Source organism: Actinomadura violacea, from assembly GCF_017573465.1.
Lineage (GTDB): Bacteria > Actinomycetota > Actinomycetes > Streptosporangiales > Streptosporangiaceae > Spirillospora > Spirillospora violacea.
Window position 1 is genome coordinate 228,105 of the sequence record NZ_JAGEPF010000016.1, and the last position, 13,087, is coordinate 241,191.

15 protein-coding genes are annotated in these 13,087 nt (G+C 69.7%); 14 read left to right on the forward strand and 1 reads right to left on the reverse strand.

Features of this window, described 5'->3' with window-relative positions:
- Window position 1 precedes the first annotated feature (1 nt).
- The 5 genes from J4709_RS26675 to J4709_RS26695 all read left to right on the forward strand — a co-directional run bounded on the left by J4709_RS26675 (window position 2) and on the right by J4709_RS26695 (window position 2,380).
- A complete protein-coding gene (locus J4709_RS26675; protein WP_208244537.1) occupies window positions 2-538 on the forward strand; it encodes a hypothetical protein in 537 nt (178 codons plus the stop codon).
- Window positions 535-1,122 carry a hypothetical protein gene (locus J4709_RS26680; RefSeq protein WP_208244538.1) on the forward strand — a complete coding sequence of 196 codons (588 nt, stop codon included), beginning with the start codon at window positions 535-537 and terminating at the stop codon, window positions 1,120-1,122. Before J4709_RS26675 ends, J4709_RS26680 begins: the two co-directional genes overlap by 4 nt.
- 141 nt (window positions 1,123-1,263) lie before the next feature.
- Window positions 1,264-1,605, forward strand: a complete 342-nt coding sequence (locus J4709_RS26685) for a hypothetical protein (protein ID WP_208244539.1) — start codon at window positions 1,264-1,266, stop codon at window positions 1,603-1,605.
- Window positions 1,602-1,982 carry a hypothetical protein gene (locus J4709_RS26690; RefSeq protein ID WP_208244540.1) on the forward strand — a complete coding sequence of 127 codons (381 nt, stop codon included), beginning with the start codon at window positions 1,602-1,604 and terminating at the stop codon, window positions 1,980-1,982. Before J4709_RS26685 ends, J4709_RS26690 begins: the two co-directional genes overlap by 4 nt.
- Complete coding sequence (locus J4709_RS26695) at window positions 1,982-2,380, forward strand: head-tail connector protein (RefSeq protein ID WP_208244541.1); 399 nt, start codon at window positions 1,982-1,984, stop codon at window positions 2,378-2,380. The genes J4709_RS26690 and J4709_RS26695 overlap by 1 nt, the downstream gene beginning before the upstream one ends.
- Here J4709_RS26695 and J4709_RS26700 read toward each other — a convergent pair.
- The gene (locus J4709_RS26700) at window positions 2,374-3,753 is read right to left on the reverse strand and encodes a PIN-like domain-containing protein (RefSeq protein WP_208244542.1); all 1,380 of its coding nucleotides are present in this window, start codon (window positions 3,751-3,753) and stop codon (window positions 2,374-2,376) included. The two genes, J4709_RS26695 and J4709_RS26700, sit on opposite strands and share 7 nt — an antisense overlap.
- A gap of 74 nt (window positions 3,754-3,827) precedes the next feature.
- Here J4709_RS26700 and J4709_RS26705 point away from each other — a divergent pair, with 74 nt between their 5' ends.
- The 9 genes from J4709_RS26705 to J4709_RS56200 all read left to right on the forward strand — a co-directional run bounded on the left by J4709_RS26705 (window position 3,828) and on the right by J4709_RS56200 (window position 13,083).
- A complete protein-coding gene (locus tag J4709_RS26705; protein WP_208244543.1) occupies window positions 3,828-4,169 on the forward strand; it encodes a phage head completion protein in 342 nt (113 codons plus the stop codon).
- Between the two features lie 2 nt (window positions 4,170-4,171).
- Complete coding sequence (locus J4709_RS26710) at window positions 4,172-4,552, forward strand: hypothetical protein (RefSeq protein WP_208244544.1); 381 nt, start codon at window positions 4,172-4,174, stop codon at window positions 4,550-4,552.
- A 6-nt stretch (window positions 4,553-4,558) separates the two neighbouring features.
- Entirely contained in the window at window positions 4,559-4,891 is a 333-nt protein-coding gene (locus J4709_RS26715) for a hypothetical protein (RefSeq protein WP_208244545.1), read from the forward strand.
- Between the two features lie 29 nt (window positions 4,892-4,920).
- Entirely contained in the window at window positions 4,921-5,466 is a 546-nt protein-coding gene (locus J4709_RS26720; RefSeq protein WP_208244546.1) for a hypothetical protein, read from the forward strand.
- 39 nt (window positions 5,467-5,505) lie between these two features.
- A complete protein-coding gene (locus J4709_RS26725; RefSeq protein WP_208244547.1) occupies window positions 5,506-5,919 on the forward strand; it encodes a hypothetical protein in 414 nt (137 codons plus the stop codon).
- A gap of 94 nt (window positions 5,920-6,013) precedes the next feature.
- Window positions 6,014-6,592: a phage tail tube protein gene (locus J4709_RS26730; protein WP_208244548.1), complete on the forward strand. Its 579-nt coding sequence runs from the start codon at window positions 6,014-6,016 to the stop codon at window positions 6,590-6,592.
- 141 nt (window positions 6,593-6,733) lie between these two features.
- Window positions 6,734-7,156 (forward strand): hypothetical protein, encoded by a 423-nt coding sequence (locus tag J4709_RS26735; protein WP_208244549.1) that lies wholly within the window; start codon window positions 6,734-6,736, stop codon window positions 7,154-7,156.
- A gap of 68 nt (window positions 7,157-7,224) precedes the next feature.
- Window positions 7,225-7,602 (forward strand): hypothetical protein, encoded by a 378-nt coding sequence (locus J4709_RS26740; protein ID WP_208244550.1) that lies wholly within the window; start codon window positions 7,225-7,227, stop codon window positions 7,600-7,602.
- Between the two features lie 51 nt (window positions 7,603-7,653).
- Window positions 7,654-13,083, forward strand: coding sequence for an aggregation-promoting factor C-terminal-like domain-containing protein (locus J4709_RS56200; RefSeq protein ID WP_372442152.1), 5,430 nt, complete (start codon window positions 7,654-7,656; stop codon window positions 13,081-13,083).
- Window positions 13,084-13,087 lie beyond the last annotated feature (4 nt).

The following is a 13,087-nucleotide window of genomic DNA, read 5'->3' on the forward strand; positions in this document are numbered from 1 at the left end:
CATGCGCTTCGACATCGAAACGCCCCTGGCGGGCTACAAGGGCACGGTCGGCGGCGTCACCTTCGTCGACGGCCGTGCCCGCGTGGACGACACCCAGAAGGCGGAGCTGGCGTACTTCCGCCGCCACAACTACAAGATCACCCCCGTGCGGGAGCGGGCCGGCACCGACGACGCCGACAGCGTCACCGCCCCGGCCGAGCCGAGCAGCGAGGCCGGCCCCGAGGCCGAGCAGCCCACCCAGGACGGCGAGGCGCCGAGCACCAGTGAGCGTCCCGACCCGACGGAGGACACCGCCGAGGGCTTCGACTCCTCCTCCCTCACCGACGCCCTCAAGGCGGCCGCCGCCTCCGGCAGCACGGGTGATGGTGCGGGGGACGCGGCGGAGCAGCTCCGCAAGCCGGCGAAGAACGCGCCCGTCGCCGCGTGGACCGCCTACGCCAAGCAGCTCGGCATCACCGACGACGAGCTCGGCGGCAAGACCAAGAACGAGCTCGTCGAGCTCGTCGACCAGCACGAGAAGAAGGAGGCCGGCCAGTGACGGTCCACGGCCGCTACACCGGAGTCCTGGCCGACTCCCCGGCGTTCGACGACCCGTTCAACGCCCTGCCCGGCGTCGACCGCGACGCCGCGTTCGTCCGCACCAACATCCCCGTGTGGGCCGCGTCCGCCGACCTCGCCGCCCCCGCCTCAGGCGTCGCGATCGGGGCCCGGATCTGGCTGGCACGCGGCGACCTGGTCACCAACCTGGCGTTCACCTCCGGCGACACCGCCGGCGTGACCTACACGCACTGGTGGCACGCCCTGTACGACCCGGACGGCAAGCTCCTCGCGCAGACCGCCGACCAGGCCGCGGCCGGTTGGGCGGCCGACACCACCAAGAGGCTCGCGCTCGCCAAGCCGGTGCCGATCAAGTCGGCGGGCTGGTACATCGCCGCGACCATGTCCGCCGCGGCGACCGTCCAGACCCTCACCGGCGCCGCGCCGCTCGCCTCGACCGCCACCGTCCACATCGGCTCCAAGGCGGCCGGGTTCACGTTCGGGGCCGGGCTGGGCGCCGCCGCCCCCGCGGCCACCGGTGCGCAGACCACGGCCGCGAAGGTTCCGCTCGTGGTCGTCTCCTGACGGCCCGCCCCCTGTCGTGCCGGGCCCGCGCTGCGGGCTGCGCCTCACCGGAACCCCCGAGCCGCGCCGGCCTCGTGCCCGCCGGCTGGGCCCGGCACCCCCTTTCTTCTCTGGTCACGACCGCCTCCAGGAGGCACACCCATGGCCCGTACGTCCCTCGTCGCCACCCGGCTCACCGCGACCGGCGCCGCACCCGCCCCGGTCACCCCGGACGCTGCCGGTGTCTCGTTCCGCAACACCGGCCGATGCTTCCTGATGGTCGTCAACGGCGCCGCCGCGTCGATCGACGTCACCCCCGTGATCGGCCGCCAGGTCAAGGGGCAGTCGGTCACGTCCCCGCCCGAACCGGTCGCCGCCGGCACGACGGCGTTCTTCGGGCCGTTCGACGACGACTACGAGCAGCCCGGCGGCAAAGACCTCATGTACGTCAACCTGTCGGCCGTCGCCGACGTCAAGGTGGCGCTGCTGGAGATGCCGCTGTGAGGCTCACCGACCGCGTCGAACAGGTCGTCGTCGCCGCGATCGCCGCGCACACAGAGCTGGCCGGCTGCGAGGTTGACCACCAGGTCCAGATCATCCACCAGCAGACCCGAGCCGCCCAGCCGACGCCCATGCTGTGGATCTCCCTGTCGGTGCAGTCCCTCGCCCTGGGGGAGTGGCTGCACCACGACCCGATCATCACCCCAGACCTGCACCCCGCCCCCGAGCAGCTCGCCCACATCATCCGCCGAGCCCTCGGCAACCTCGCGGCCGCGCGCGCCGCGCAGGCCGCCCCCTTCGCCCGCCCGTCGGGCTCGGCCCTGCCGAACACGGAGCAGCCGCCCGTACCGATGCGGCCCCCGATCCTGACAGGCCGCTGATGGTTGTCTACGCAACCATCAGCGATCTTGAGAACTACCTCGTCACGATCCCGGTATGGCCCGGCGCGGACCGACACCTTCAGCAGGCGTCCGAGGACATCGACGAACTCCTCATCGGAGCCGTCTACGACGTCGACGACGACCACCTGCCGACCGACCCGCGGATCGCCGACGCCATCAAACGCGCCACCTGCGCCCAAGCCCACTACATCCGAGAGCGCGGCGACGAAACCGGCGGCAAGGCCCAGTTCACCAACGTCAGCGTCGGGTCGATCAGCTACTCCCGCAACCGGCTCATCAGCGAGTCCAAGGCGCGGACATCTTCCAAGTACGCTGACCGGGCGTTGACGATCCTCAAGACCGAGCGGCTCCTCCCCGTGAGCCCACGCACCTACTGAGGCTCATCCTCTGGCGGCTCTGACTCCTCCTCGGCGTGCTCCAGCGTAGAGTCGGGCTGCTCTGCCGGACGCCCCTGATTGAGCTTCCCGAGCCGACCCAACCCGCGTTCGATCGCCTCCGTGGCGTCAAGCTGGCGCTGTACGGCGCGTTCGGCTGCGGCCCGAGAGTCGAGCTGGCGCTGTACGGCGCGTTCGACCGCGGCCCGAGAGTCGAGGTGCTTCTGCAGTGCGCGTTCCACCGCTGTCCGGGAGTTGAGGTGTCGCTGTAGGGCACGTTCGAACGCAGCCGAGGTGCCAATCTGGCGCACCTGGCGGTTAGCGGCCTCCACGAAGTCGAAGGAAGGCAGGCGGATAACCTGGTGGCCTTCTTCTTCGGCCAGCACGAACGCGAGCTGCTCCTCAAGAGGACTGGATACCTCGGCCTCTTCCTCGGCTTCGTCGCCCATCTCCTCGGCCTGCGTGATCGTTTCGTCGCTGACATGTGCGTCCAAGAACTCGTTAGCGAGTTCGAGGAACGACCGCACGTCGACGATATGGAAGGGTTGGCCGGCCCTTTGCCACACCTCAGCTGAGAGTTCCGGGCGAGGAAGCGGCGATCGGCCACCCGGCTGTTTGACGGCCCAGTCCTCGGCCTTCTTCTTCTCGTTGGTTACGAACAGGACTGGACGGGGAAGTCGCTCGACCTCCTGAAGAAGTTGGACCCAGAGCACGTAGTCGCCAATGGCTTGCTCGGGAGGCTTCTCCGCGTCGGCGTAGCCGGGAGGGATGCGCCGCGCATACCTGTAGGCGGCGTCCTCTCGCACCTGCTGCATGTTCTTGACCGGCGGCCCGATGCGTCCCTCCAGCAGCTTCTCGATCTCCGAGAGGATCGGGTCCTCGGCCAGGCAGTCAGCCGCCTTGAGGTCGAACCGGTAGTACTCGCCGATCTTCTCGACGATCTGCTGCTGGACCTCGCCGAGCTGCTTCACTAGATCATCGACAAGGGCCTTTTCCAGACCGCGCCGGCCTCGGAAGTTATCGAGCTCGTCCTTGATCTTGTTAAACGAGCCTTTGAGTTCCTGGGCGAGCTTGCCGACGGCGCCGGCGCATTCACTGATGACGCCGAGACGGTTCTTCATAAACTCCTCCGCGACACGATGCGGCACCCAGAGCTGGTTGCCGAGCAGGTCGAGGGTGCGTAGGAACTCCTCGCGTCCCTGCGGATTCAGCCGGTAGGCGTCGAACAGGGCGTTGGTGTCGAACACCACCAGCCCCTGCGTCAAGAACCGTTCGAGCTCGGCCCCGGCAGGCGGACCGAAGTGCCAGGGGAACAGGCCGCGGAGAGATGACGCATCGGCGGTCTGCGCGCCGTCGTCAGAAGCCTCGTCAGTCACATAGCGAGCGTAGAGCGCTGTACTAACCGCCCGCCTCGGTTTTTCGGGGGCGCGAAGCGCCGGGAGGGGCCGGGATGCTTCCCATCGTCACGGACCTGGTCACCATCGTCCGCGGGCTTCTGGTCACCGGGTACGGCAACGCCGTCACCTACGACTGGGGCGCCGGCGCGTCGCGGGTCACGGTGGAGGCGTGCGTCCAGCCGAACGGCTCCGGTGAGACCACCGGCGGCCGCGACACCGTCGTCACCCACATCCGCGTGTACCTGCACCCCGGCACCGACGTCACCGCGACCGACCGCATCGAGTGGAACGACCACACCTACGAGATCGACGGCGAGCCGCAGCGCTGGCCCGACCCGACCAGCGGTGGAGAGCACCACATCGAGCTGACCGCCACCTACACGGCCGGAGGCTGACCGTGCCGGATTGGGAGTTCGACGAGGCCGCGATTGCCGGGCTGATCTTCGCTGAGGGCGTCCAGGCTGCCGTGGACAGCGTCGCCGAGGCCGCGGAGGCCGCCGCGGTGAAGGCCTGCCCGGTGAACTGGGGCCGGCTCGTCGCCACCATCAGCATCGAGCGGGACGGCGCCGGCCGGTGGGTGCAGTACGGCAACGACACCGATGCCCGCTACGCCCCCTACATCGAGTGGGGCACCCGCCCGCACATCATCACGCCGAGCACAAAGGCGGCCCTGTACTGGCTTGGCGCCGACCACCCGGTCGCCCGCGTCCACCATCCCGGCACCCCGGCGTTCCGCGTCATCACCGGCGCCGCCTTCCAAGCAGCGATAGGAGCCTGATCCCTGATGATGCAGTTGCGCGTCGCGTTCTGGTGCACGATCGACGGCACCCGCTATCTCCCCGGCGACGAGGTCACCATCGACGACGACGCCCACGCCGCCCAGCTCATCCGCGACGGCCTGTGCCGTCCATGGGACAACGCCGACGCCGAAGCCGCAGCCGCGGCGTCCCCGCCGGCCGCGGCCGAGCCCGGCCCGGACAGCATCCCTCTCCCGGACCGCGGAGCCTCGAAAGGCGACTGGGCACGATACGCCGTCGGCCAGGGCATGCCCGAGGACGAAGCCCACAGCCTGTCCAGGGCCAACCTGATCGCCCGCTTCGCCCCCGACAGCCCGTAGCGCGTCGGCGACGAACCATCGAGGGCGGCATGACCACCTTCACCCAGGGGACGTTCCCCCTGCACGTCGCGGGATGGGCCACCATTCCGCTTGAGCAGGCGAACACCCTTCTCACCGCCTGGCGGCACAGCCTCGGCCCGGTCCGGCGCCCCTTCGGCTCACAAGCCTGGCTGCTCGACGTAGGAGGCACGCCGGCCGCCGTCGCTGTCTCGTGCTCGATCGTGTCACCGACCGTCCACAGCTTCCGCCGCAACCAGGTCGTGGAGCTCGCCCGCCTCTGCTCGGCCCCGGACGCCCGCTGGGCGACCCGGGTCGCCCTGCGGCTATGGCGGGAGGTGGCGGCCACGCGATGGCCGTACTGGCACGTGGCCGCAGCAGTGTCCTACTCGCAGAATGCTCGCCACGGCGGGGACATCTACCGCTTCGACGGGTGGACGAAGGTCTCGACCAAATGCGGCAACGAGACCAGCGCAACCGCGACCTGGTCCAAGGTCCGCGACCGGCACCACCCGGCGCGAGGGCCCAAGACGCTCTGGCTCTGGCGGTTCACCGAGACCGACGACACAGCCGAGTAGCGGGACGTTCGACCTGCCGCCCAGGAGAGGAGACGCGGCGTGGACCTGACCGTGTGGCCCGACGCCGAGCTGATCGTCATCGACTACTTCACCGAGGTCCTGGACGGCGTGTGGTCCTGCAACAGCCTCCCGCCCGTCGAGGAGTTCAACGCCCGGCTACCGATCATCGATGTGACCCGCATCGGCGGTCTCCGCACCGCCGACACCTGGTCCGACGGATACCTCATCGATGAGCCGACAATTGACCTCGACATCTGGGCGGCCACCCCCGAGTCCGGCGCGACCACCGCCGCCCGGTCGGTCGCCGCGCTCGCCGCGATGCGCGGCTACCGCGCGCACGGAGCCGCCGCAGGCCGCGTCAAGGACATCACCGGCCCCCGGCCGCGCCCCGAAGTGTCCCAGAACATCATCAGGCTCGGCGTCACCGCCACGTTGCCGCTGCGCCTGACCTGACCTGGCCTAACCCGCGAACCCTGGCCAACCCGCGAGCACCACCGATCCCGCCGCTCACGGCGGGTTTTTTCATGCCCGCAACCTGGAGGAGCGGATGGGAAACACCAGCAACGTCACCGTGGGGTCGAAAGGCTTCGCCTACTTCGCCGCGATCGGCACCACCGCCCCCACCGACCTGACGTCCGCGTGGCCGGCCGGTTGGGGCGACGCCGGCATCATCACCGACGAGGGCCTCACCGAAGCCCTCGCGCAGGAGATGGTCACGCACATGGGATGGGGCATCTCCGGCCCGATCCGCCGCGAGCCCAAGGACCGCACCACCACCTTCAAGCTCGTGCTGACCGAGACCACCGCCATGGCCCTGTCGCTCTACTACAGCGTCCCGGTGGCGGACATGGAGGTCATCGGCGCCGGCGACGAAGCCGGCGTCGCGTTCGACGACCCCGAGACCGCCTCGATCGTCTCCATCGCGCTCGGACTGGACGTCATCGACTCCCAGAGCGGCAGGCACTTCAGGTACATCGTGCCGAAGGCCGAAGTGTCCGACCGCGACAACATCTCCGACAACGCCGACAACCTGCACTCCTACGGCCTCACCTTCACGGCGATGGTCCCCGTCTCCGGCGGCAGCCCGGTGCGCCGCATGATCTCCAAGGTCCCCATCCCGGCCTAGCCCCGGCCCGAGACCAGTGGCCGGAGGCGTCCTTTCGCGGGTGGCGCCTCCGGCCACTGCACCACTACCAACCCAGAACCCGCGAACCCTCGAATCCGCGCCGGCACCGTCCGCGCCCGCCCGCAACCCGCGAGGAGCACCATGCCCAAGCCCCGCAAGTCCTACAAGCTCGCCGAGCGGCGCCGCGAGCGCGCCGAGGCCTTCGGCGGCGAGACCTACCCGATCGAGGGCCTCGACGGCGAGATCGTCGAGATCCCGCTCATGGCGTTCTGGTCGGAGGACCTCACGAAGAAGGTGTTCGACGACGAATACCCCGGCGACGGAGAGGTGCTCCGCATGGCGGTCGCCGAGACGTGGCCGAACGAGGCCGACGAGCGCCTGGCCGCGCTGGCCGGCCTCAAGCTCCAGACCGGCGACATCCGCGAGATCATCCAGGAAGTCCTGGCGGTCGAGCCCGCCCAGGCGCCCGACGACGAGGACCAGGACGAGGGCGAGGACAGTTCGCCGGCCGCCGCGGCGACCAAGAAGCCGACCGCGGCGGGAAAGTCGCGCAGCTCCTCCTAGCCGTCGAGGAGCACGGCGCGCTACTGCACGCCGACTTCGCCCACTACTTCCCAGGCAGAGACGTCCTGGTGGAGTGGCGGCAGCAGAAGATACCGCTGATCGAGCTGTACGGCATGTGGGCGTGGCTGCCGCCCACCTCCGCCGTGAAGACTCGCCTCGCCGGCGTTGTCGACGACCGCCGCTGGGGCGACATGGAGATGTTGCAGGCCACGCAGACGACCTACCTGCAAACCCTCCTGAAGATTGCATGGGTCGGCTTCCGGCTCCCAGACGACCTACCGACCTTCCCGCCGGTGAAGACGCCCCGCACTCGTGCCGACGTCACCGCCGAACGGCTGAAGGCCCGCGAGGACGCCGACGCCGAGAGGATGCAGGCGGCCCGCATGGACTACCTGCGTCAGCTGCGGCCCCCGCCCGGCGCCCACAACCTTCGCTTCGGGCACTAGCCCGCTCGCGGGCGCCACCACCCAACAGACCGGGAAGGGGGTGGCGCGGGCATGGCCGATCACGACGGCGGCCGGGTACGGATGCAGATCCTCCCGGAGGTCAACCCGACCGAGTTCGGGCGGCAGATCAAGGACCGCCTGGACTCCAAGGTCGCCGAGGTCGGGGCGCAGCTCGGCCGCAAGCTCGGCAAGGCCATGTCCCAGGGAGCCAAGGCCGGGTTCGTCGTCGGTGACGTCGTCCAGGCCGTCCGCGACGCCCAGCAGCGCGTCACCGACGAGGCCGGCAAGGTCGGTCGCGCCGCCGGGCGGGAGCTGGCGCGGAACCTCAAGGCGGAACTCGAGGCGCGGCTCCAGACCCTCCGGATCCCGGAGGCGACCGTCCGGGTGCGGCTGGAGCTCGACGAAGCCTCCTTCGAGGAGGTGCGGGCGCGGCTCGCGAGCCTGGGCCCGGTCACCGTCCATGTCAACGTCGACCTTGACACCGCTGCGGCGCTCGCTCGGTTGGCGGCGCTGCACGCCGAGGCGGACCGGCTGTTCGGCCGCGGCATCCAGATCAACGCGGGCGTCAACACCGGCGCCGCCTCCTCGGCGATCTCCGGCCTCGGGATGCAGCTCGCGGCGCTGGCCGCGATCCCGGTCGGTACGGCACTGGCCGCCGGTCTCGGTGCGGTCGCTTCCGCGGCGCTCGCCGCCGGAGCGGGCACCGCCGGGTTCGCGGCCGTCGCGATCCCCGCCGTCAAACACGTGGGGGAGGCGCTCCAAGCGCAGAAGGCCGCGCAGGACGCCGTCAACACCTCCACCTCGACCGGCCTGAACACCGCCGACCAGGCGCGGCTGCGCGCCTTGCAGATGGTCGGCGCCGAGCAGCAGCTCACCAACGCCAAGGCGCAGGCGCGGCAGGCCGAGGAGGCGCTCACCCAGGCGCGGATGGACGCCCGCCGCGCCATGGAAGACCTCAACAACCAGGTGACAGACGGGGCCCTATCGGAACGGCGCGCGGCCCTGTCGCTTCAGGAGGCACGCCAGAACCTCAGCAAGACCCTCGCCGACCCCAAGGCGACCGAGCTTCAGCGCGAGCAGGCGCGGCTCGCAGTGGACGAGGCGCTCCAGCAGCTCGACGAGCAGCGGCTGGCGACCAAGCGGCTCCGGCAGGACAAGGCCGCCGCGGACCGCGCCGGGATCAACGGCAGCCAGCAGGTCAAGACCGCGCAGCAGCAGCTTACCCAGGCGCTCCAGCAGGTCGCGGCGGCGCAGCGGCAGATCACCGCGCAGCGGATCCAGGACCGCATGGCGCAGCAGCAGGCCGCCGCCGCGACCAACGCCACCTCGACGGCGCAGACCAAGCTCGCCAAGGTCATGGGGCAGCTGTCGCCGGCCGAGCGGACCCTGATGAAGGACTGGGAAGCCTTCACGAAGGTCTACAAGGACTGGGTCCGCGAGCTGGAGCCGGACGTCCTGCCGGTCCTGTCGCGCGGCATCGGGCTGGTCAGCGACAACCTCGACCGCGCCAAGCCGCTGGTGACCGGTGCCGCCCAGGGCTTCACGCTGCTGGAGAAGAAGGCCGAGCAGGCGCTCGACGGCCCGTTCTACACCGAGTTCTTCCGCAGCCTCGGGATCGAGGCGCCCGTCGCGATCACCCGGTTCGGGACGATCTTCGGGCACACCATCACCGGCATGGCCGCCGTTTTGATGGCGTTCGAGCCCGAGATCCAAGCCGTCCTCGACCACCTCGACCACGGCGCCCAGAAGTTCGAGGACTGGGGCAAGTCCCTCATCGGCTCCAACGGCTTCACCCAGTTCATCGAGTACGCCAAGACCAACGGCCGCATCGTCGAAGGCGACATCGAGGCGATCGGGAAGGCGCTGCTGGAGGTCGGGAAGGACGTCGCCCCGGTCACGACCCTGTACCTGGCCGGGATCAAGCCGCTCGCCGAGGGCGTCGCGTCGATCGCGCGAGACGCGCCAGGGCTGTTCCAGCTCGGCGCGGCGCTCCTGATCGCCGCGAAAGCGTCACGGATGCTCGGAATCACCTCCCTGGTCACGGGCCTGCTGGGCAGCGGGGCCGCGGCCGGCGCAGCGGCCGGCGGGATGGGACGGCTCGGTGCGGCACTGCGGATCCTGGGCGCCGCGATGATGGGCGTGCGCGGCGAAGCCGTCACCACCCGGATCGCGCTGCTCGGCCTCACCCGCCTCGGCGCCATCATCGGGACCGTCGCCGCCGTCGGGTACGGCGTCAACGCCCTGCAGAACAAGCTGATGGGCACCACCCAGTCCACAGACGACATGGTCAAGTCGCTGGAGACGCTGGCGCGGACCGGGCAGTACACCGGCGCATGGGCGAAGCAATTCAAGGGATCCATGCTGACCGGCCGCGACTCCATCGAGGAGTTCCAGCGGGCCGCGCAGGAGATCGCCGACCCGACCTTCAAGCAGAAGTTCCTCGACCATCCGTTCGCGGACCTCACCCATGCGATCACCCTCGGCGGCTACGACACCGCCCTGTCGAAGTACAAGAACGACGTCAAGGGGATCGACACTGCGCTGAAGACCATGGTGCAGGGCGGGCAAGTCGATGCGGCCGCGGCCGCGTTCGGGCATATGTCGACGCTGCTCCAGCAGGGCGGTCTCAGCATCGACAGGGTCAAGAGCCTGTTCCCGCAGTACACGTCGCTGGTCGGGTCGAGTGCCTTCCAGACACAGCAGTTCACCGAGAAGCTGCGACAGCAGAACCAGCAGCTCGCCGACAACGCGCACGCGTTCATGTCCAGCGAGCAGGAAGCGATCGACTACCGCAACGCCCTGAACTCCGGCCGGGAAGCACTGGACCGCAACGGCCGCGCGTTCTACGGCAACAGCGCGGCGGCCTTGGACAACCGGCAGCAGATCATCAACGCCGCGCAGGTGATCCAGCGGTTCGCCGATGACCTGGTGTCGACCAACCAGGTGTCGGCGAAGAACGTCGCGGTGCTGAAGAAGCAACGCGACGGCCTGGTGGAGATGGCCACCCACTTCGGGCTCTCCCGCAAGGAGGCCGCCAAGTACGTCGACCAGCTGGTGAGCATCCCGAAGACCACCGGCACTGACGTGACAGTGAACGCCAAGGGCAAGCTGTCGATGAAGGGCCTCGAAGGGCTGATCAACGCCCCGGTCGTGGGCGACCTCCTCAGAGGGCTCGTAGGGAACGCGGGCGGCGGCCTGGTCACCGGCTCAGGTGACCCGCGCGGAGACGGGCTGCTGACCCGGATCTCACCGGGCGAGATGGTGATCAACGCCGCCGCGACCGCCAAGCATCTCCCGACCCTCGCGGCGTGGAACGACGAAGGCAACAAAGGCACCGTCTTCCAAGGGAAGGGGTACGCCGGCGGTGGGATCCCCAAGCCGGTCGCGCCCAAATGGACGTTGCCGGCTGGCGCAGAGTCCTGGATTCCGGGGTATGCGGGCGGCGGCGCCCCGAACGGGCTGATCACCTCGCCGTATCGGCGCAGCTACCACTACAACGACGAGGCCGACGAAGCACTCGCCAAGGCACGCAAGGCCAACCAGTCGATGCTGGCCGGCGCGGTCACCTACGCCGGCGGGCAGACCGCGATCGCGGCGACCCTGATTCAGCAGGCGCTCGCCGGCGGTTCGGGATTCAAGGCTGTCCAGTTCGCCGAGCAGCAGCTTGGTGAGCCGTACCGGTGGGGTGCGACCGGCCCTGACACCTGGGACTGCTCGGGCCTCACCCAGGCAGCATGGCGGGCGGCCGGGGTCTCGATCCCGCGCGTCACCTACGACCAGATCGCTTCGGGGACGCCGACCACCAAGGAAGCCGCCGTCGCCGGCGACCTGTACTTCCCGCACAGGGGCCACGTCATGATGGTCACCGGCCAGGGAGGCTCGAAAGCGCTGATCCACGCCCCGCACACAGGGGACGTGGTGCGGTTCGCGTCCTGGAGGCCGGGCGGTGTGTACCGCCACATCGGTTCCGGAGCACCTACCGGGTACGGCGGCGGGACTCCGAAGGCATACGCCAGGGCCCAGTTCGGCGAGTTCGGGTGGGGCGGCAGCCAGTGGGCGCCGCTCGACAAGTTGTGGGAGCGGGAGTCCGGCTGGAGATGGAACGCGACCAACCCCAGCAGCGGGGCATACGGCATCCCGCAGGCGTTGCCGCCGAGCAAGATGGCGTCCGCCGGCCGGGACTGGCGGACGAACTGGGCGACGCAGATCAACTGGGGCCTGGGCTATATCGCGGGCCGGTACGGGTCACCAGCCGGAGCGTGGGGCCATTCGCAGGCCACGGGCTGGTACGCCAAGGGCACGACCGGCGCCGCGCCGGGCCTGGCCTGGGTCGGAGAGGAGGGCCCCGAGCTCGTCCGGTTCAGCGGCGGGGAGACGGTCTATCCGCATGAGGAGTCGATGCGGATCGGCGCGCAGATCACGGGCGGGTACGCCTCCGGCACGACCAGCAGCCGCCTCAAGCCCGTCCGGTCGGACCTGAAGCACATCACCTCCGACCTGGCTGGCAGCGTCAGCAAGATCAAGTCGGTGCTGGCGGATCTGGCGGCCGACATCAAGAAGGCGTTCAAGGGGATCCGCTCGTCGGTCGATGACCGGCTGGTGTCGTATCTCGGCAAGGCGAGCAAGGCCCTGCAGACCTACGCCAAGCAGCGCGACAAGCTGGCCGCGACGATCAAGACCGCCAAGCAGTTCGCGACCGACACCGGCAAGAACGCGCTGGAGTTCGCCGGCCTCACCGGGCTACCCACCGGCCTACAGCAGGACTCGACCGGCCTGTATGCCACCGGGGACGTGTTCAACGCGCAAGGCATCATCGGCGGGCTCCAGACCCGCCTGACGCAGCTGAAGGCGTACAAGGCCAACCTGGACAAGCTCGCCAAGCTCGGGGTGTCCAAGGACCTGATCTCCCAGATCATCGCCGCGGGTCCCGACCGGGGCGCCGCCTACGCCCAGGCGCTGGCCTCCGCAACTCCCACGCAGGTCAAGCAGCTGAACTCGGCGCAGGCAGCGATCGGGAAGGAGTCCACAGCGGTCGGACAGTCCGCGGCGGACGCGATGTACGACGCGGGCGCCCAAGCCGGCAAGGGGTTCCTCGCCGGCCTGACCGCGCAGCAGAAGGCCATCGAGAAGGCCATGGCCAAGCTCGCCAAGTCCATCCAAAACAAGATCAAGAAGGAGCTGAAGATCCACTCGCCGTCGCAGGTGATGGCCGACCTCGGCGAGCAGGTCGGCGCGGGCCTGGCGGTCGGCATCGACTCCTCCCTAGTGGAGGTGAAGACGGCCGCCGAGCGGATGAGCGGCCTGATCGTACCGGCAACCGTCTCGGCGGTCCCGGCCTCGGCCACGCCGGGAGACGGAAGCCGGCGGGGCGGCATCGCCATCGAGCAGCTCCACATCCACGAGGTCACCGACAAGGCGACCAAGCAGGCCGTCACCGACGCGCTCCACGACGTCTACGTCCTGCACAGGTCACTGCTGTGACCCG

Excerpts from the sequence above, each read along its gene's own strand:
- J4709_RS56200 (WP_372442152.1), top strand. The coding sequence starts at position 7,654 with ATGGCCGATCACGACGGCGGCCGGGTACGGATGCAGATCCTCCCGGAG.
- J4709_RS26685 (WP_208244539.1), top strand. The coding sequence starts at position 1,264 with ATGGCCCGTACGTCCCTCGTCGCCACCCGGCTCACCGCGACCGGCGCC.
- J4709_RS26695 (WP_208244541.1), top strand. The coding sequence starts at position 1,982 with ATGGTTGTCTACGCAACCATCAGCGATCTTGAGAACTACCTCGTCACG.
- J4709_RS26720 (WP_208244546.1), top strand. The coding sequence starts at position 4,921 with ATGACCACCTTCACCCAGGGGACGTTCCCCCTGCACGTCGCGGGATGG.
- J4709_RS26730 (WP_208244548.1), top strand. The coding sequence starts at position 6,014 with ATGGGAAACACCAGCAACGTCACCGTGGGGTCGAAAGGCTTCGCCTAC.
- J4709_RS26675 (WP_208244537.1), top strand. The coding sequence starts at position 2 with ATGCGCTTCGACATCGAAACGCCCCTGGCGGGCTACAAGGGCACGGTC.
- J4709_RS26705 (WP_208244543.1), top strand. The coding sequence starts at position 3,828 with ATGCTTCCCATCGTCACGGACCTGGTCACCATCGTCCGCGGGCTTCTG.
- J4709_RS26735 (WP_208244549.1), top strand. The coding sequence starts at position 6,734 with ATGCCCAAGCCCCGCAAGTCCTACAAGCTCGCCGAGCGGCGCCGCGAG.
- J4709_RS26715 (WP_208244545.1), top strand. The coding sequence starts at position 4,559 with ATGATGCAGTTGCGCGTCGCGTTCTGGTGCACGATCGACGGCACCCGC.